Below are 15,829 nucleotides of genomic sequence, written 5' to 3'. Positions count from 1 at the left end.
AGAATGGAATGTCAGGAAGGGAGACGTAAAGACGCTCGGAAATTCTCACAGTATGATGACGTTGTTATGACATTCTCGAAGTTATAAATTCTACGCCGTATTCATTGCGTGTCGTAATTATGACGCAGTGTGTGTGGGACCATAGGGCACCCCCATTACTGCGAGGCGACATCGTGAGGTCCGGTACGCTTAGAATGGCGTCTTTGAACAGCGCGGCCGGCCACAAGGCGCCCAAGGCATCGGGTGGGCATCCGGCACCTTTCGCATCCACCGCCGCCGCGCTCGCGCGCATGGAGTCCGCTTACTCGATGGTCACTACTCCACAACTCCTCGCTGCAGTCGATCTCGGCTCGAACAGCTTCCGCCTGATCGTGGGCCGGGTCGAGGAAACCGACGCGGGCAGCCAGATTTATCAGGTCGACGCCTTGCGCGAGCCGGTGCGCCTTGCGGCCGGCCTGTCGCGCGACAAGATGCTCGACCGCGCCTCGCAAGTGCGCGGCTGGGACGCGCTCAAGCGCTTCGGCGAACGCCTGCGCGACTTTCATCCCGATCATGTTCGCGCCGTCGCCACCAACACGCTGCGCATCGCCAAGAATGCGGGCGAGTTTCTCGGCGAGGCGCAAGCCGCGCTGGGTTTTCCGATCGAAGTGATCGCCGGGCGTGAAGAAGCGCGCCTGATTTATGCAGGGGCTGCACACTCCGTGCCCGCGAGCGCAGGCAAGCGTCTCGTGGTGGATATCGGCGGCGGCTCGACGGAATTCATCATCGGTTCGCACTACACGCCGATCAAGATGGAGAGCCTGTATATCGGCTGCGTGAGCCACAGCCGCGCATTCTTCCCGGCGGGCAATGTCGACGAATACACGATGCGCCAGGCCGAACTTGCCGCGAGCCGTGAAATTCAGATCATTTCCGCCGAATACAAGAAAACCGGGTGGGAGCAGGCGATTGGCTCGTCCGGCACTGCGCGGGCGCTCGCCGAGCTCGTCGAGGCCAATGGCTTCAACGATCCGGGCGTCACGCACGGCATCTCGCGCGGTGGGCTGGAGCGCCTCAAGCGCGCGCTGATCAAGGCGGAAAACGTCAATCGTCTGAAGCTGGTCGCGTTGAAGGGCGATCGTATTCCGGTGCTGGCCGGTGGCCTGTCGATCATGATCGCGGTGTTCGACGAACTCGGCGTCGACTACGTCGATACGACAGACGGTGCGCTGCGCCTCGGCGTGCTGTACGACTTGCTGGGCCGTTCGCAACACGAGGACATGCGCACGGTGACGGTGGAAGGCTTCATGCGCCGTTACGGTGTGGACCGCGCGCAGGCCGGGCGTATCGGTGAACTCGCGGTGCGTTTTTACGACCAGTTTGCCGAACCGGATGAAGAACGCCGCGCCGAGAACCGCATGTTCCTCGGCTGGGCCGCGGCCTTGCATGAAATCGGCCTGTCGATTTCGCACAGCGCCTATCACAAGCATTCCGCCTATATCGCCAGCAACGCCGACATGCCGGGCTTTTCGCGCACCGACCAGGCGCGGCTCGCCGCGCTGGTGCTCGGCCACGCGGGGAAACTCGGCAAGCTGTCGCAAACGCGCGAAGTGGAATGGCCGCTGCTGTTCTGCCTGCGGCTCGCGGCGCTGCTGTGCCGCCGGCGTGCGGATGTCGGCTTGCCGGGTATCGCGGTTGCGCAGGTCAACGGCGGCTACGAAGTGCGTTTGCCGAACGAGTGGGTGGCTAACAATCCGCTGACGGATTACAGCCTGATCCAGGAAGCCGCGGAATGGGAGAAGGTCGGCATTCCCTATCGCGTGGTTTATACGGACGATTGAGCATCATGCGCGGTAAATGAAAAAGCCCGGCGGATTAGCCGGGCTTTTTTTATGCGCTTCGGTTTTCAGTCGCTCAGCCGCCGGTTGAATCTGCCGGGCGGCTCGCGTGTGCCACTCAGTTCAATTCAGCGCGGTGTTGCGTCGCCGAGGAAGTGCCGCGCATAACGCGCGTTGATATCCGTCAGACGCAACAGCGTCAGAAAGTCGGCCGTGTTGAAGTCAGGATCCCAGGCCGGTGCGCCGCAAATCTTCGCGCCGAGGCGCAGATAGCCCTTCACCAGCGGCGGCGGCGCGACGTCGGCGCCCGTTTGCAATTCTTCCACCGGCAGCGGCGTGTGCGGGAACGCGCGATATTCCGGCGCCGTCATCGCGTTGTCGCGCAGCGAGCAGTAAAGATTCGCCGCGTAGTGGCCGCCGTCGACCATCGCGACGCTCGCGCAGCCGAGCATCGTCTCGTAGCCGTTGTGCTTCATGTACGCGGCGAGCCCTGCCCACAACGACATGATCACCGAGCCGCTGCGATAGTCAGGGTGCACGCACGAGCGGCCCACTTCGACCATCTTGGCGCGCAGGTGCGTGAGACGTGACACGTCGAATTCGCTTTCGGCATACAGGCGGCCGATACGGGCGGCCTGGTGCGGCGGCAGCGCGCGATAAGTGCCGACCACCTTCAGCGTGTCGAGATCGCGCACCAGCAGGTGATCGCAGTACGAATCGAACACATCGACGTCGAGGCCGGCCGGACCCGTCAGACGGGCGCCCATTTCATCGGCGAATACACGGTAGCGCAGACGCTGGGCTTCGCGCAGTTGCTCGTCGGTGCGTGCCCACGTCACTTGCAGGCGATGCTGGGCGGTGACTGTCTCTTCGGCGCGCGGCAGGCGGCGCGTTTCGAAGATCGAAGCCAGGGGCAGGGTGGGCGTCGGCAGTTCTCGCATGTGGCGTCCTGGTCGAAAAAAGGGAGATTTCTTTTTTCGCCAATGTAGTAACGCCTGGTGACGCTCGCATGGCAAAGCTGTGACGATTGGATGACTGCCCGTAAGCTGCGTGCGCGCGGCTTGTAATGTCGTGGGTAGGGCAGGTCATGTGTTGTTTCCGCGCGACCCGTGGGACTGGCGGGCGCAACGGGGCCTCTTTGAGTACCAGGTTGCGTGAGCTGATCGCCTCAGTTCAGCTCAGATCAGATCGGGGCTCATCGCCGCGCGCAGCACGGCCTGGTCGTCGCCGTCGCGCTCACGGCTTTCGATCCACCACAGGCCGGCTTTCTTCAATGGCCAACTCGCCCCGCTGTTGCCGAGCAAACGTGCCGCCACGTGGCCGAGCGTCGGTTGATGGCCGACGATCACGACAGTCGGTGCGATACCTTTTGACCAGCCAGCGGCCTCGAGCACATCGTCTGCGCTGGCGTTAGGCGCGAGCTCGCGCACCACGCGATATTGGTCGCTCAAGGTTTCCGCGGTCTGGATGGTGCGCACCGCAGGACTCGCGAGGACCACAGCGTCTTCGGGCAGGCGGGTGCGCAGCCATTTGGCGACGTTTTGCGCCTGTTTGCGGCCCCGCGTGGTGAGTGCGCGGGCGAGATCGCTAGCGGCGAAATCTTCGGCTTCGGCGTGACGCCAGAGGATCAGATTCATGTGTGTCTCCTTGACTCTGGTTGCGGCGTGGATAACAGCGCCGGGTTTTCAATCACTGTCGCATGCGAGCTTGTGAGGGCGCAAGGCGATGGCGCGTGCCGAACGGTCACATCAGTTCGCGTGAACCTCTCGCGCCCAAAAAGCAAAAACCCGCGAAGCCGAAGGCTACGCGGGTCTCGTATTGCTTTTCGTGGTCGGAGCGAAAGGATTCGAACCTTCGACCCTCTGATCCCAAATCAGATGCGCTACCAGGCTGCGCTACGCTCCGACGAATCCGAGATTCTACGTGGCATTGGGTGCCAGAGTCAATCACGAATTGCGTCGGGGTGAAAAAAGGTGCCAGTGTGGCGCGCCGGTTTATCTGTTCAATGCCGGCGACGCATCCAGTGCGGCATGTGCTGGTGCGTGATCCAGTGATGCAGCATGCCTTCGCCGTCATGTTCGCGCCGGTAGGTTCTCGATTCGAAAATCGACAGTGCGAGCAGCACGAGCAGGCCTATTGCAAGTCCGACCAGACCTGCGATCGATTCAGCGTCCATGGCAGTCTCCTATGACACGCAAGCTGTGCCTCTATAGTAGGACACGCGTAACAAAATGGCAGGGATAGCAGGTTGACGCGGCCTGCCGCGACATCGTCGAATGCGAATTGCAGGTAGACTCTCGGCGCTTCGTTGCCGTTATTGTCATTCTGTTTCGAGAGTCTATGAACCGCGTTTTGTTGATTGTATTGATGCTGGCTGCAGGGCTCGCCGGCTGTGCCAACGATCCTTCCGGCCATCATGGTGGCCCGCCGCCGAAAGATCCTGTCGACTATCACGGTGTGCCTACCGACGACCGTCCGCCCGTCATGGCGCCCGCGCCCTGAGCGCTTGTAGGGAATGAAAGCGAAGCACCGGCGCGGGCACGTCGGCGCTTCTGACCCGCGCAGAGAATTCGCGCGAACGGCGCGGGCTGCAATCATTCTAGGGCGACGCGCACGCGTGATATGTGTGCGCTTGTTTCAAGCCGTAACGATGTGCTGCGTGTGCGGCGTTGTCGTTCAGACCGCCGCCACCGCCATGCCCCGCATGACACCCGGCAAAAAGCGCGCGAGCGTCACACCGCGCGCGGCCATGAAGATCAGCATCGCGGCCCACAAACCGTGGTTGCCGTACAGCGCCAGCAAGGCCCACGAGGCCGCCACGAACACCGCGAACGAGACCACCATCGACGTCATCAACTCATGCGTGCGCGTCGCGCCGATGAACACGCCGTCGAGCAGAAAGCCCCACACTGAAATCACCGGCAAGAGCGAGGCCCATGGCAGATAAGTTTCGGCCGTGGTGCGCACAAGGGCCTGATTGGTCAGACCTTCGATGATCCATGAGCCCGCGCCCCAGTACACCAGCGAGAAGCCCAGCGCGCCGAGCGCGGACCACAGTGCCGTCACCTTGATGGCCTGCGCGAAAGCGTGCCGGTCGCGCGCGCCGATCGCAGCGCCTACCAGCGCCTCCGCCGCGTGAGCGAAGCCGTCGAGTCCATAAGCCATGAAGGTCTGAAAGTTGAGCAGCAGCGCGTTGGCGGCGAGCGTGGCGTCGCCTTGCTTCGCACCGAGATGCGCGAACCAACCGAACGACGACAGCAGACAGAGCGTGCGTACGAAGATATCGCGATTCAACACCACGAGGCGCTTGAGGGCGGCAGCGTCGAAGAGGGCCGCGCGGTTCAGCGCAGGCAAACCGCGCGGCCGGCCGTGCCACAACAACGCGGCGCCGAGCAGGAAGCCGAGTGCGTCGGCGGTGGCCGTGGCCGCGCCGATGCCGGCCACGCCCCAATCGAATACGTACACGTACAACAGCACCGCCGCGATGTTCACACTGTTGATGAACACTTGCGACAGCAGCGCAAGCCGCACCTGCTGCGTACCGAGCAGCCAGCCGAGCACTACGTAGTTGCCGAGCGCGAGCGGCGCGGCCCAGATACGCGCGTGGCAGTAGATTTGCGCGTGGCGCTGCACCGCGTCGCTGCCGCCGATCACGCGCAATGCGTAATCGATCAACGGCGCCTGCAGCAGAAGCACCGCAGCGCCGATCGCCGCCGCCAGCAACAATGCACGTACGACGTTATTGCGCAGCTCGGCTTGGTCTCTCGCGCCGTGCGCCTGCGCGACGAGGCCGGTGGTGCCCATGCGCAGGAAGCCGAAGCCCCAGAACACGAAGTTGAAGAACAGGCCGCCAAGCGCGACGCCGCCGAGATAGGACGCGCCGTCCAGATGACCGGCGACGGCGGTGTCGACTGCGCCGAGAATCGGCTGGGTGAGATTGGCGAGGACGATGGGAAACGCCAGCGTCATCACCCGGCGGTGCCAGTGCACCGGGACGGCGGGAGCCGTCGCGCTCGCACCGTTCCCCGAGGGGACTTCCTTCGGGGCGTGCGCGGGGTCGCTCAATTACGTTCCTGCACACACACCCATGGCGAGACGACTACTGCCCAGAGGTCGGGATCGCGCGCGGCGAAATCGGCGGCGGTTTCCGCCTGCACGCGTTCGACGAGGCCCGACGACAGCCATTGCGTGACCTGCGTGGTGTCGTCGCTGGCGATGGCTTCGGCGACGCTCACCAGATCGAGGTCGCGTGCGACGCGCAGCAGCATGCCGCGCGCGAAAAAGCGTTCGAGTTCGGTCCAGCCGATTTTGGCGGTTTCGGCGAGCAGCTGGGCGTACAGCGGGCTATGGGTGGCGTCGTTGGAAGTCATCGTGAGCGGGTTCTGACGGGGCCGTTACTATAAACCATCGGCGCGGATCGCCAGGGCGGCGCGCGTTCCGGTACGCTTGAGGTCTTTCGCCAAAATTCATTCTGAACCTTCATGTCACTGGATTCAACGGCGCGCGCTGCGAGCGCGCAAGCTCATGTGGTGGCCGACGCCACACTCACGCGTACCGATGTGGAGCGCCTCATTGCTGCGAGCCTGGCGGGCAATAGAGAGCCGCTCCATTTCACCGACTGCGATTTCGAAGGCGCCGATCTGTCGCGACTCGATCTGCGCGGCGCTGAGTTTCATCGCTGTACGATCGTCGAAACGTCGTTTTTCGGCGCGACGCTGTCGCACACGCGCTGGGTTCGTTGCCGCGGCCGCCAGGCGGATTTCGCGTCAGCCGATCTGGTCGATGCGGCGTTCCAGTCGAGCGATCTGAACAACACCAGCTGGCGGCGCACCAAGCTTGCCTCGGCGTCGTTCCACAGCTGCAAGCTGACGGGCGCCAATTTCGAAGCCTGTACGGCGCTCGGCTTGAGCTTTGTCGAGACCTTGCTGGTGGGCGCGCATTTGCGCGGCTTGTCGTTTCGCAAGGCCACTCTCCAGCAACTCGATTTCTCCGACGCCGATCTGGCCGGCGTCGATTTCCGCGAGGCGATCTTCGACGGCGGCAGCTTGAAGGATGCCCATCTGAAAGGCGCGCGCTTTGACGGCGCGGACCTGCGCGAGGCGGATCTGAGCGGCGTGCGGCTCGTCGATGCGGCACTGTTCAAGGGCGCGACGATTTCGCATCAGCAGGCGGCGGTGCTCGTGACCGAACTGGGCCTGAGAGTGATGTGATTGCGCTGCAAGCTGGCCGATTTTAGCCATTAGGCCAGCTTGAACGAATCAGGACCTGTGCATATCATCCAATCTTTGATTCATTAACAGTGGTCGATTTTCAAGTTCGCAATTTGTCGGCGGATTTGAAGATTTTTAATGTATTCGCTATTCGCGAATTTGTTATGAGGAAATGCGATTGCTTATTAGCGTCTCTCAATAATCGCTAATACACCGGTATGGTGCGTTGGCGCACTAAAGGTTCGCAATACATAAAGCGTCCGGATCATGCTGGGCGGGGCTCACGGGAATCGACCCACCGGCTTTCGTCAGGCTTTTCTGGTGGCGGGTGGTAGGTGCTTGATTTATAAGGCCTCGCGAACCACGCGCGCGACTTTGACTTGCCGCTTTTATGAGGTTTCATACGGGGCCGGCAAGGCTATTTACCTCGCTTATTTCCGACATTTTCTCTTCACGTAATGCGGACTCCGTACGCCGCGTCACATTACCCGCGAAATTAATAGATTGCGCTTGTAAAAGGGGGTTGTTAGATTTCCTTCTGGCGCATGGTGAACCGGTCCTTTGCCGATATGCGCCGAACCCCCGTTAGCCCGGCCTCGTGCCGGGCTTTTTTTTTTCTCTGGCCAATTGCGCTCGGCGGGCTGTTCGCATTCGCCGCACGCGTCAATCCGCGCTCTGGCCGCTGGCGCCGCCGCCAGATCGAGCGGCCTTGGCGCCTGCGTTATTGCGTTACCGGTTTGCTTTCTACTGCTTGCAGCGAACCACCATCGACCGGTTCTTGACGTTCGCACCGAAAATTCCGCCGACCGAGCCGCCCGAGGTCGCGCCGTTGTCGACGTCCTTCGAAACGACGTCGTAGCCGTAGTTGCCGCAGACCTCACCCGCGCGTTTGTAGCACTCGGCCCAACTGGAGCTCGCGTCACTGCCGCTGCAGTTGATCGCAAAGCCCGTATCGCCGCTCGGCAGGTAAGTCATGGTGGTGGTGCTGGAACAGCCGCCGAGGCTGCCGAGCGTCAGCAGGCCGAGGCCGATCGCCGCGGCCGTTGTTAAAGACGCCAGTGCGCTCTTCATTGCAGATTCCTTACAGATAACAGGGGAAGACGCGGCGTGTAGCCGCGTCATGCATAGGATTGGGCGTTTTATAGCACGCGCGGTTCCCTTGACTGCTGTTGCAGGGCGCGTGCCCGAAGCCGGGCGGCTAGCGCGCCGGCAGTGCCCGCGACGGGTCGATCGAGCGGCCCTGATAGCGCAGTTCGAAGTGCAGCATGACACGGTCGGTGTCGGTGTCGCCCATTTCGGCGATCTTATCGCCGCGGGCGACCGACTGGCCTTCCTTCACCAGCAGCACGCGGTTGTGCGCGTAGGCCGTCAGATAGTCGGCGTTGTGTTTGAGGATCAGCAGGTTGCCGTAACCGCGCAAGCCGTTACCCGCATAGACCACCGTGCCGGATGCCGCGGCAACCACCGGGGTGCCCGCCGCCGCCGAAATATCGATGCCCTTCGAATTGGAGCCGTCGAAGCGCCGGATCACCGTGCCGTCAGCGGGCCAAATCAGCGAGATCGACGGAGCCGGTGCCGACGACGGCGCACTATCGGCGGGTGCCGCGCGGGGCGCCGCCGAAGCGCTCGCGCTTCCTGCACCGCTGCTACGCGTTGCACCACCCGCGGCGCCACCTGTGGACGCCACATTGCCCGGCGGCGCGACACGCAGCACCTGTCCAACCTCGATGCTGTCCGGGTTGGTCAGGTTGTTCCAGCGCACGATGTTTTGCACCGGTTGCCGGCTGCTGCGCGCGATCTTCGACAGCGTATCGCCCCGTTCGACGCGGTAAAACCCTGGCCCCACCGGAGCGGACCCGCAGGCGGCAAGCACCGCCAGCAACGACGCGCAGGCGAGCCGTTTCATTCTTGTTGTGTTAAGCATTGGACCTCGCAAAGCGCTGCCACGCGCCGATCCCGATCACGCGGCAGGTAGATGCAAAGCGTCCGATTCTAACGGTTTTGCGCTGCAGCATCCGAAAAACGGATGTCGAGGCGGGCGCACAAGGCGGGAACGCGGCGAAAAGCCGCGTAACCCGTTACGTCGCGACGAGTGGAAAACCTGCCATCAGCGCAGCTTGCTGACGTTGATACGGAGTACGGCTGCCTCGGTTTGTCCCGGTTCGAGCCAGCGCAGTCCCAGGCCGTTGTGGATCGCATCCGGCAGACCCAGCCACGGCTCGACGCAGTAAAAGTCTGACTCAGCGGCTTCGGTCCACGTCGTGACCGCGTACCAGGGCACCGAATCCGGCCGTTGCAGATCGATCGTGATGACCCGGTTCAGTCCCGGCGCGACGAGTCGCACCGGTTGGTTCGGCACATCGACGAGGCAATGGAAGCGGTCGAGAATCCGCGCCTCGTCGAGCGTGTAGCGGGCCGCGCCCGGCTCGGTCGTGCTGATCGAGCCGTCGCTCTGCTGGTAGCACCGTTCGGTGGGCGGCAGTTCCAGCGAGGTCTCGGCGCGCTGCGTGTGCGGCAGCGTGAAATAGAAGTGATGGCCGGCGTAGTAGGGCAGCCGCGTGTCGCCGGTATTGGCGGTGCTCAGCGTAACTTCAAGCGTATGCGTATCGACGAGCCGGTATGTCGCTTCGAAACGGAAGCCGAACGGGTAGCCGCTGCGCGTCGCGTCGCTGTCGGCGAGGGTCATGCGCAAACCGGCGCCGTTTACGTCGGCGTGGGCTTCGAAGGGCAGGTCGCGCGCGAAACCATGCATCGGCAATTCGCGCACCGTGCCTTGTGCGTCACGCCAGAAGCCGATCTTGCCGTCAACGCGATGCCGGCCCAGAAACGGAAACAGCAGCGGGTTGCCGCCGCGAATCCTGGCCGGCTGGCTCCAGTCGGCGTTCTCCGGCCAATGAATGACCTCTTCGCCGTCGATGATCCACGACAAGAGACGGCCGCCGGCTTGCGGCGAGAAACGGAGCACTGAGGCGTCCTGGGCGATCTCGAGAATGTCCTGTTGCGGGGAGAGGGGCATGGTCGATGGGCTGGTTGAGAAAAGGTTGGGTGCGGTTCAAGCGTGAGTGGAGCGCGGCTCGAAGGCGGGTTGTGAACGTTCGAATGGCGCTGCATAACAGCTCGCGAAGCAACGATTTTGCGCTGCTTTGCGCTACGGGGAAACCCTTCTCGGGAAATTGCGGGTGGCCGGGAAGCACTATCCTTGTCGATAATCCACTGACTGCCCGGTCCCTTCAACGACCGGGAGAGATCGGCTCAGGAGGCTTTATGGATCTCGCAATGGCAATGGGTGTGGCGCTGTTCGGCATGTTCGCGGCAAGCACGGTCTACTTTTTCTACAAGCTCGAGCGCTAGTCCAGCCATCTGCTTCGCCTTCTGCCGGGCCGTCAATGCGGGCCTGGTAACGGGTCTAGTACCACGGACCTGGCGCAACTCTCGCGCATCAGTACATTGAATTTCTCATAAACGCAGGGCGGCCACCGGCGGCGCTCTGTTTCTTTTGCTGCGACGTAACAACCGTTTCCAGTTGTGACGCAGCGCATCAATATTTCCCCGAATGCGGTTCAAACGCTTGGCGCTGACTTTGCAGCCAGGCATAATCGGTGCGCTTTTGACGCGTCGTCGATTTCCTTGTGCGGCGCGCTGTTCCCCGACATTTTCCTTACAAGGACCGCCGCGTGAACCTGTCGTTTCTGATTTTCCTGAGCGTGCTGCAAGGCGTCACCGAACTGTTCCCGGTCAGCAGCCTCGGCCACACCTTGCTCGTGCCTGGCCTGTTCGGCATGCATATCGACAAGCACGCGCCGCAGCTGCTGCCGTTCCTCGTCGCGTTGCACCTCGGTACGGCGTTCGCGCTGCTGTGGTACTTCCGCAAGCGCTGGTGCGCGCTGGTGCGTGGCTTCTTCGCTTCGTTCGGCGGCCGTCGCAACGACGACGCGCACATGATGTGGGCGCTCATCATCGGCACGATTCCGGCGGGCCTCGTCGGGCTGATCCTTGAGAAACGTCTCGAACTGATTTTTCACGATCTGCGCATTGTCGCAGCCGCCCTGATCGTAAACGGCGTGCTGCTGTGGTTTGGCGATCGCCTGCAACGTTCACGCGCGCATCTGGCGCCGGAGAAGCTGACCTTCCGTCAGGCGTTTTTCGTGGGTCTCGCGCAGATCGGTGCGTTGATTCCGGGCTTCTCGCGCAGTGGTCTGACGATGATCGCCGGTAACGCGGCCGGCCTGACGACCGAGAAGGCCGCCGAGTTCTCGTTCTTGCTCGGCACGCCGATCATCTTCGCTGCCGGCGTGCTCGAATTGCCGAAACTGTTCCATGCGCCGGACCAGCTCGCCGATGCCTTGCTCGGCGGTGTGCTGACCGCAATCGCCGCGTATCTCAGCGTGCGTTTCCTGATGCGTTATTTCGAAGGTCGTGGACGTCTGGCTTCGTTCGGCGTGTACTGCGTGATCGCCGGGATCGTGTTCCTCGGCTGGTTCATGCTGCATCCGCAGCCGGTCTGATTGCGCTCGGCATGCCCGCTACAGCCCGCCACGTGCTGGCGCGCGACTGGCGGGTAAGAAGCGATCGGTTATAATCCGGGCCCGGCTCAACGAGTCGGGCCCGTTTGTTTTGTGATGCTGTGTGGTGATTGCCGATCAGCGTTGCCGTGTGCCGGATCGGATTTCCACAGTCCTCGGTCCGGTCAGTTAGAATTTCGGTATCCCATGAACCCTGTGGCGGTCATACAGCACAGGTTCCAATGCCCTCTACGGGTTCTCATTGCGGGCGATGCAGCTTGGTCACGTTTGTGTTTGCATCGCCTCACGTCAATACGGCAGTAGCTCAGCTGGATAGAGCATCGGCCTTCTAAGCCGAGGGTGGGGGGTTCGAGTCCCTCCTGCCGTACTTCAAAAGCCTTGCGCCGCGCATCGAAGCCTCACCGCTGCGATGCGCGCGAGGCCGTTTACTCCGCCGGTTGCACGCCGATGGAATCGACCCGGTTCGGATAGAACGCCAGATGCTGGGCGATCTCTTTCACGGGCGCGTAGGGCGACTCGTAGGTCCAGACCGCATTCACTGCCCGCTCGCCGCCAAGCGGAATGCTGTAGTACGCGCAATCGCCTTTGTATGGGCAATACGTTGCGTGATCGGTACGTTCCAGCAGCGTCATCTCGACGTCATTGCGCGGGATGTAATACACCGGCGGATACGCCGCCTCGCGCAGCACGAGTGCATTGCGCGTGTCCGCGATCACGCGGCCGGCGACCGTCACCACCACGTGGGCTTTGTCCGGCTCGATCGTAATCGGATGGTCGGGACCGGGTACCTTGATGATTTTTTCCGTCATGCTGTCGAGCTCCTGAATAGGTGGGCAAGCCTGCAACACGTTGCTATGGGTTTCGAGCCGCCATCGGCGGGAATGATCGAGTCCTGCGTCGAAGCATACGCCGGTCGTGCAAACGCGTTGTGTCGCTGTTTGCGTCGATAACGAGTCGCGCGCGCCGTGGGGTGATCCGTGCGACGAACACAAAAAAGGGCAGCCGAAGCTGCCCCGTCAAGATCCCACCGTCAGGCGGGTCGTTGCTAGCGGACTACTGCCTGATGTTCAATGCGGCCGTCAGGTCGCCCATCGGCTTGCTGCCGTTGCTGACCAGTGCGGCATCACGCGTCGAGATGCCCGGCAGCGTCGGCAGCGAGTAACGGCGCGTGATGAAACGCAGGATCGACGTCGTGTCGTACTGCGTGTGATCGACGAAACCCTTCTTTGCGAACGGCGAAATGATCAGCGCCGGAATCCGCGTGCCCGGACCCCAACGGTCGGCCTTCGGCGGCGCGACGTGGTCCCAGAAGCCGCCGTTTTCGTCGTAGGTCACGACCACCAGCATGTTGTTCCACTGCGGGCTTTTCTGCAGATGCGAGATCACGTCGGCGATGTGCTGGTCGCCCGAGGCGACGTCGGTGTAACCCGCGTGCTCGTTCAGGTTGCCCTGCGGCTTGTAGAACGACACCTGCGGCAGCGTGCCGGCGTCGATCGCCTTGATGAACTCGGAGCCAGCCAGACCGCCGTCGAGCAAATGCTGCGAACGGTTCGCGGAGCCCGGTGCGAGATCGGCGAAATAGTTGAACGGCTGGTGATGCGGCTGGAAATTCGGCGCCGTCAGGTTCGCGCCGTAGATCACATTCGTCGCGCCGGTTTGCGCCGCTGAGACCGCCGCACCCCACGCACCGCCGTACCACGCCCACGACACCTTCGCGTTGTTCAGCAGATCGCCGATGTGCTGTTGTGTTTGCGCCGGCAATGTGGTGGCTGCGGTTGGGTCGGCCAGGTTGGCGTCGCCGCCCGAAGCTGCCTTGTTGCCGCTCGGCTGATACGGCGGCTGCATCGTGTTGATTGCGTAGAAGTCAGGCGTCAGGTTGCCTGAGAGCACGAATTTCGGCGGGCCGCTCAGCGCCGACGCCGGCGAGTTGGTCGCGAGCTTCAGCGTGACGCCGTCGCTTTCGACCGACGAGATCGAGGCGGCTGCCGGGCTCTTGTCCGCATTCGGATAAGTCGGCGTGCATGAGCAGATCAGCCACTGGTGATTCAGGAACGAGCCGCCGAAGGCGCCCATGAAGAAGTTGTCGGCCAGCGTGTATTGCTGGGCGATTTTCCACAACGGCAGCTTGTCCGCGTTGAGCGTGTAGTGACCCATGACGAGGCCGCCGGAATCCGCCCACGCGGCGAATTTGTCGTTCTTGCCGCCATTGATCTGCATCTGGTTTTCATAGAAGCGGTGATACAGATCGCGCGTCGTGGCGGTGATCGGCGTGTTGAAACCATTCGGGTCGTCGATGGCGAACGGGCTGTTCGGCAGGTTGGCCGTCATCGCTTGCGTCACGACCGGCGTCACGCCGGTTTGGGTCAGACCGTTCCACACTTGCGGCAGCGTCGCGAGCGCCGTACCGTTGCGGTCCAACTGTGTGGCGCTCGCCGCCGTCACGTTCTGCAGACCGTTGGCGCCGGGGAAGTTGCCGTACAGATTGTCGAAGCTGCGATTCTCCGCGTAGATCACCACGACCGTCTTGATCGACGTGATGTCCGGTGGCGCGGTGACATTGTCGCCGCCGCACGCATACAGACTCAACGCTGCCGCGATCGCGATAGGCGCCGCGCAGATCAGTTTCTTGTTCATTTGGTATGTGTTCTCTCTCTCGCGTTGGGGACGGGCCGCGTGCATTGCTTACACGGATGGCCGCGAGCGAAAGTTTGAACAAGGAATTTGACAGAAACATGTAACCAATTACGAATAGCTTGGGTTTCGATATTTTCGTCGGCTGTATGTCATTTAAACGACATGTCGATGAAATACGCTCGCGGACTTCAATATCGCAAACTCACATCATTCATATGCGGCCTGGTCTCGCGGGGATTCGGAAAACGGCAGTTCGGCCGCAGGCATGGCGGCGCGTGGGGACGCTGGGCATTGGCGCGGTGCTGGCGATGGCGCTCGCGGCCATGACCATGACGCTGGCCGCGTGTGATGCAGGTTCGCAGACGGCAGGAGCCAAGGCCGAAGTCGGGACCCAGGCGAGCGCGTCGCCGGCGTCTACGCCCGCGGCGGCTTCTGCCGTCAAGGTGGCGGCCCATGAAGCCGGTCAGACCCGCGCGCAAGTCTACGAATCCGTGCGGCAGATGACGGCCCTCGGCAAGCAACTGTTCTTCGACGCGTCGCTATCCGGCTCGGGCAAGCTGGCCTGCGCGTCGTGCCATAGCCCCGATCACGGTTTTTCGCCGGCGAATTCGCTGTCGGTACAGCTGGGCGGCAACGACATGCACCGCACCGGCATGCGCGCCGTGCCGACGCTCAAGTACCTGCAATCGGTGCCGGCGTTCGCCGAGCACTATCACGAGTCGGACGACGAAGGCGATGAGAGCGTGGATGCCGGGCCGACCGGCGGCTTGACGTGGGACGGGCGGGTCGACCGCGGCTCGGACCAGGCGCGTATTCCGCTGCTGTCGTCGTTCGAAATGGGCAGCACACCGGCGAAGGTCACGGCGGCGGTGAAGGCCGCGCCGTATGCGGAGGCTTTCCGCACGGCATTCGGCGCGCATATTTTCGATAGCGACGAAGCCACCTTCAACGCCGTGCTGCAAGCGCTGGAAACCTTCGAACAGGCGCCGGAGATTTTCTACCCGTACACCAGCAAGTACGACGCGTATCTGGCGGGCAAAACGCAACTGACCAAGGCCGAACTACACGGTCTGGAAGTCTTCAACGACGAAAAGAAGGGCAATTGCGCGAGCTGCCACATCAGCCAGCGCACCATGGACGGTGCGCCGCCACAGTTCAGCGACTTCGGTCTGATTGCGATCGGCGTGCCGCGCAACCGTGCGCTGCAGGTGAATCGCGATCCGCATTTCTACGACCTCGGCGCATGCGGGCCGGAGCGTACCGACCTGAAGGGCCGCGCCGAGTTCTGCGGCATCTTCCGCACGCCGACGCTGCGCAACGTCGCGTTGAAGAAGAGTTTCTTCCACAACGGCATCTATCATTCGCTGGATCAGGCAGTGCGTTTTTATGCGCAACGCGACACAAACCCGGAAAAGTTTTATCCGGTCGTGAAGGGCAAAGTGCAGAAGTTCGACGATCTGCCGCAGCGTTACTGGACCAACCTGAATACCGATCCGCCGTTCGATCGCAAGCCGGGTGACAAACCGGTGCTCGACGAGGCTGAAATCAAGGACGTGGTGGCGTTTTTGAATACGCTCACGGATGGATATAAGGCGGGAAATAAAGCGGGAAATCAAGCAGCCGCGAATTGATCGCCGGGTGATGG

Annotated in this window: 15 protein-coding genes and 2 tRNA genes; 6 read left to right on the top strand and 11 right to left on the bottom strand. The window is 62.4% G+C overall.

Features of this window, described 5'->3' with window-relative positions; genetic code table 11:
* Window positions 1–194 precede the first annotated feature (194 nt).
* Window positions 195–1,820 (top strand): exopolyphosphatase, encoded by a 1,626-nt coding sequence (gene ppx / locus M0D68_RS24415; RefSeq protein ID WP_093640350.1) that lies wholly within the window; start codon window positions 195–197, stop codon window positions 1,818–1,820.
* A 125-nt stretch (window positions 1,821–1,945) separates the two neighbouring features.
* On the opposite strand, the gene M0D68_RS24410 is transcribed toward ppx, so the two are convergent.
* The 4 genes from M0D68_RS24410 to M0D68_RS24395 all read right to left on the bottom strand — a co-directional run bounded on the left by M0D68_RS24410 (window position 1,946) and on the right by M0D68_RS24395 (window position 3,993).
* Window positions 1,946–2,758 carry a GNAT family N-acetyltransferase gene (locus tag M0D68_RS24410; RefSeq protein ID WP_054036277.1) on the bottom strand — a complete coding sequence of 271 codons (813 nt, stop codon included), beginning with the start codon at window positions 2,756–2,758 and terminating at the stop codon, window positions 1,946–1,948.
* 237 nt (window positions 2,759–2,995) lie between these two features.
* On the bottom strand, window positions 2,996–3,454 hold the full coding sequence (gene sixA, locus M0D68_RS24405) for a phosphohistidine phosphatase SixA (RefSeq protein WP_200618402.1): 459 nt from the start codon (window positions 3,452–3,454) through the stop codon (window positions 2,996–2,998).
* Window positions 3,455–3,645: 191 nt separating this feature from the next.
* A tRNA-Pro gene (locus tag M0D68_RS24400) sits at window positions 3,646–3,722 on the bottom strand.
* A gap of 97 nt (window positions 3,723–3,819) precedes the next feature.
* Complete coding sequence (locus tag M0D68_RS24395) at window positions 3,820–3,993, bottom strand: hypothetical protein (RefSeq protein WP_200618403.1); 174 nt, start codon at window positions 3,991–3,993, stop codon at window positions 3,820–3,822.
* 164 nt (window positions 3,994–4,157) lie between these two features.
* Here M0D68_RS24395 and M0D68_RS24390 point away from each other — a divergent pair, with 164 nt between their 5' ends.
* Complete coding sequence (locus M0D68_RS24390; protein WP_166618273.1) at window positions 4,158–4,319, top strand: hypothetical protein; 162 nt, start codon at window positions 4,158–4,160, stop codon at window positions 4,317–4,319.
* Window positions 4,320–4,493: 174 nt separating this feature from the next.
* On the opposite strand, the gene M0D68_RS24385 is transcribed toward M0D68_RS24390, so the two are convergent.
* Both M0D68_RS24385 and M0D68_RS24380 read right to left on the bottom strand, forming a co-directional pair.
* Complete coding sequence (locus M0D68_RS24385; RefSeq protein WP_266210428.1) at window positions 4,494–5,786, bottom strand: MATE family efflux transporter; 1,293 nt, start codon at window positions 5,784–5,786, stop codon at window positions 4,494–4,496.
* 92 nt (window positions 5,787–5,878) lie between these two features.
* Window positions 5,879–6,187, bottom strand: a complete 309-nt coding sequence (locus M0D68_RS24380; protein WP_093640308.1) for a DUF2288 domain-containing protein — start codon at window positions 6,185–6,187, stop codon at window positions 5,879–5,881.
* A 111-nt stretch (window positions 6,188–6,298) separates the two neighbouring features.
* On the opposite strand from M0D68_RS24380, the gene M0D68_RS24375 reads away from it, so the two are divergent.
* Window positions 6,299–7,027, top strand: a complete 729-nt coding sequence (locus M0D68_RS24375) for a pentapeptide repeat-containing protein (RefSeq protein WP_266225619.1) — start codon at window positions 6,299–6,301, stop codon at window positions 7,025–7,027.
* Window positions 7,028–7,771: 744 nt separating this feature from the next.
* Here M0D68_RS24375 and M0D68_RS24370 read toward each other — a convergent pair.
* From M0D68_RS24370 to M0D68_RS24360, 3 genes are all read right to left on the bottom strand, one after another.
* Window positions 7,772–8,098, bottom strand: a complete 327-nt coding sequence (locus M0D68_RS24370; protein WP_093640302.1) for a hypothetical protein — start codon at window positions 8,096–8,098, stop codon at window positions 7,772–7,774.
* A gap of 127 nt (window positions 8,099–8,225) precedes the next feature.
* On the bottom strand, window positions 8,226–8,951 hold the full coding sequence (locus tag M0D68_RS24365) for a peptidoglycan DD-metalloendopeptidase family protein (protein ID WP_266210409.1): 726 nt from the start codon (window positions 8,949–8,951) through the stop codon (window positions 8,226–8,228).
* Between the two features lie 183 nt (window positions 8,952–9,134).
* Window positions 9,135–10,043, bottom strand: a complete 909-nt coding sequence (locus tag M0D68_RS24360) for an aldose epimerase (protein ID WP_093640297.1) — start codon at window positions 10,041–10,043, stop codon at window positions 9,135–9,137.
* A gap of 658 nt (window positions 10,044–10,701) precedes the next feature.
* Between M0D68_RS24360 and M0D68_RS24355 the strand changes: the two genes are divergently transcribed.
* Together M0D68_RS24355 and M0D68_RS24350 are read left to right on the top strand one after the other, a co-directional pair.
* Complete coding sequence (locus M0D68_RS24355; RefSeq protein WP_093640294.1) at window positions 10,702–11,532, top strand: undecaprenyl-diphosphate phosphatase; 831 nt, start codon at window positions 10,702–10,704, stop codon at window positions 11,530–11,532.
* 311 nt (window positions 11,533–11,843) lie between these two features.
* Window positions 11,844–11,917: transfer RNA gene (locus M0D68_RS24350), tRNA-Arg, on the top strand.
* Between the two features lie 58 nt (window positions 11,918–11,975).
* Here M0D68_RS24350 and M0D68_RS24345 read toward each other — a convergent pair.
* A complete protein-coding gene (locus M0D68_RS24345; protein ID WP_200652461.1) occupies window positions 11,976–12,359 on the bottom strand; it encodes a DUF427 domain-containing protein in 384 nt (127 codons plus the stop codon).
* Between the two features lie 244 nt (window positions 12,360–12,603).
* On the bottom strand, window positions 12,604–14,184 hold the full coding sequence (locus M0D68_RS24340; RefSeq protein ID WP_200652460.1) for an acid phosphatase: 1,581 nt from the start codon (window positions 14,182–14,184) through the stop codon (window positions 12,604–12,606).
* Between the two features lie 308 nt (window positions 14,185–14,492).
* Here M0D68_RS24340 and M0D68_RS24335 point away from each other — a divergent pair, with 308 nt between their 5' ends.
* A complete protein-coding gene (locus M0D68_RS24335; RefSeq protein WP_266225644.1) occupies window positions 14,493–15,815 on the top strand; it encodes a cytochrome-c peroxidase in 1,323 nt (440 codons plus the stop codon).
* Window positions 15,816–15,829 lie beyond the last annotated feature (14 nt).

Source organism: Paraburkholderia sp. SEWSISQ10-3 4, assembly GCF_030464785.1.
GTDB classification, from domain to species: domain Bacteria; phylum Pseudomonadota; class Gammaproteobacteria; order Burkholderiales; family Burkholderiaceae; genus Paraburkholderia; species Paraburkholderia aspalathi.
The sequence above is the reverse complement of the archived record's forward strand: the minus strand, read 5'-3'. Positions and strand labels throughout refer to the sequence as shown.

Bases quoted from the DNA above. Each gene is read 5' to 3' on its own strand.
- M0D68_RS24345 (WP_200652461.1), bottom strand. From the start codon at position 12,359: ATGACGGAAAAAATCATCAAGGTACCCGGTCCCGACCATCCGATTACG.
- M0D68_RS24395 (WP_200618403.1), bottom strand. From the start codon at position 3,993: ATGGACGCTGAATCGATCGCAGGTCTGGTCGGACTTGCAATAGGCCTG.
- sixA (WP_200618402.1), bottom strand. From the start codon at position 3,454: ATGAATCTGATCCTCTGGCGTCACGCCGAAGCCGAAGATTTCGCCGCT.
- M0D68_RS24335 (WP_266225644.1), top strand. From the start codon at position 14,493: ATGGCGCTCGCGGCCATGACCATGACGCTGGCCGCGTGTGATGCAGGT.
- M0D68_RS24375 (WP_266225619.1), top strand. From the start codon at position 6,299: ATGTCACTGGATTCAACGGCGCGCGCTGCGAGCGCGCAAGCTCATGTG.
- M0D68_RS24380 (WP_093640308.1), bottom strand. From the start codon at position 6,187: ATGACTTCCAACGACGCCACCCATAGCCCGCTGTACGCCCAGCTGCTC.
- M0D68_RS24370 (WP_093640302.1), bottom strand. From the start codon at position 8,098: ATGAAGAGCGCACTGGCGTCTTTAACAACGGCCGCGGCGATCGGCCTC.
- M0D68_RS24410 (WP_054036277.1), bottom strand. From the start codon at position 2,758: ATGCGAGAACTGCCGACGCCCACCCTGCCCCTGGCTTCGATCTTCGAA.
- ppx (WP_093640350.1), top strand. From the start codon at position 195: ATGGCGTCTTTGAACAGCGCGGCCGGCCACAAGGCGCCCAAGGCATCG.
- M0D68_RS24390 (WP_166618273.1), top strand. From the start codon at position 4,158: ATGAACCGCGTTTTGTTGATTGTATTGATGCTGGCTGCAGGGCTCGCC.
- M0D68_RS24365 (WP_266210409.1), bottom strand. From the start codon at position 8,951: ATGCTTAACACAACAAGAATGAAACGGCTCGCCTGCGCGTCGTTGCTG.
- M0D68_RS24360 (WP_093640297.1), bottom strand. From the start codon at position 10,043: ATGCCCCTCTCCCCGCAACAGGACATTCTCGAGATCGCCCAGGACGCC.
- M0D68_RS24385 (WP_266210428.1), bottom strand. From the start codon at position 5,786: ATGACGCTGGCGTTTCCCATCGTCCTCGCCAATCTCACCCAGCCGATT.
- M0D68_RS24340 (WP_200652460.1), bottom strand. From the start codon at position 14,184: ATGAACAAGAAACTGATCTGCGCGGCGCCTATCGCGATCGCGGCAGCG.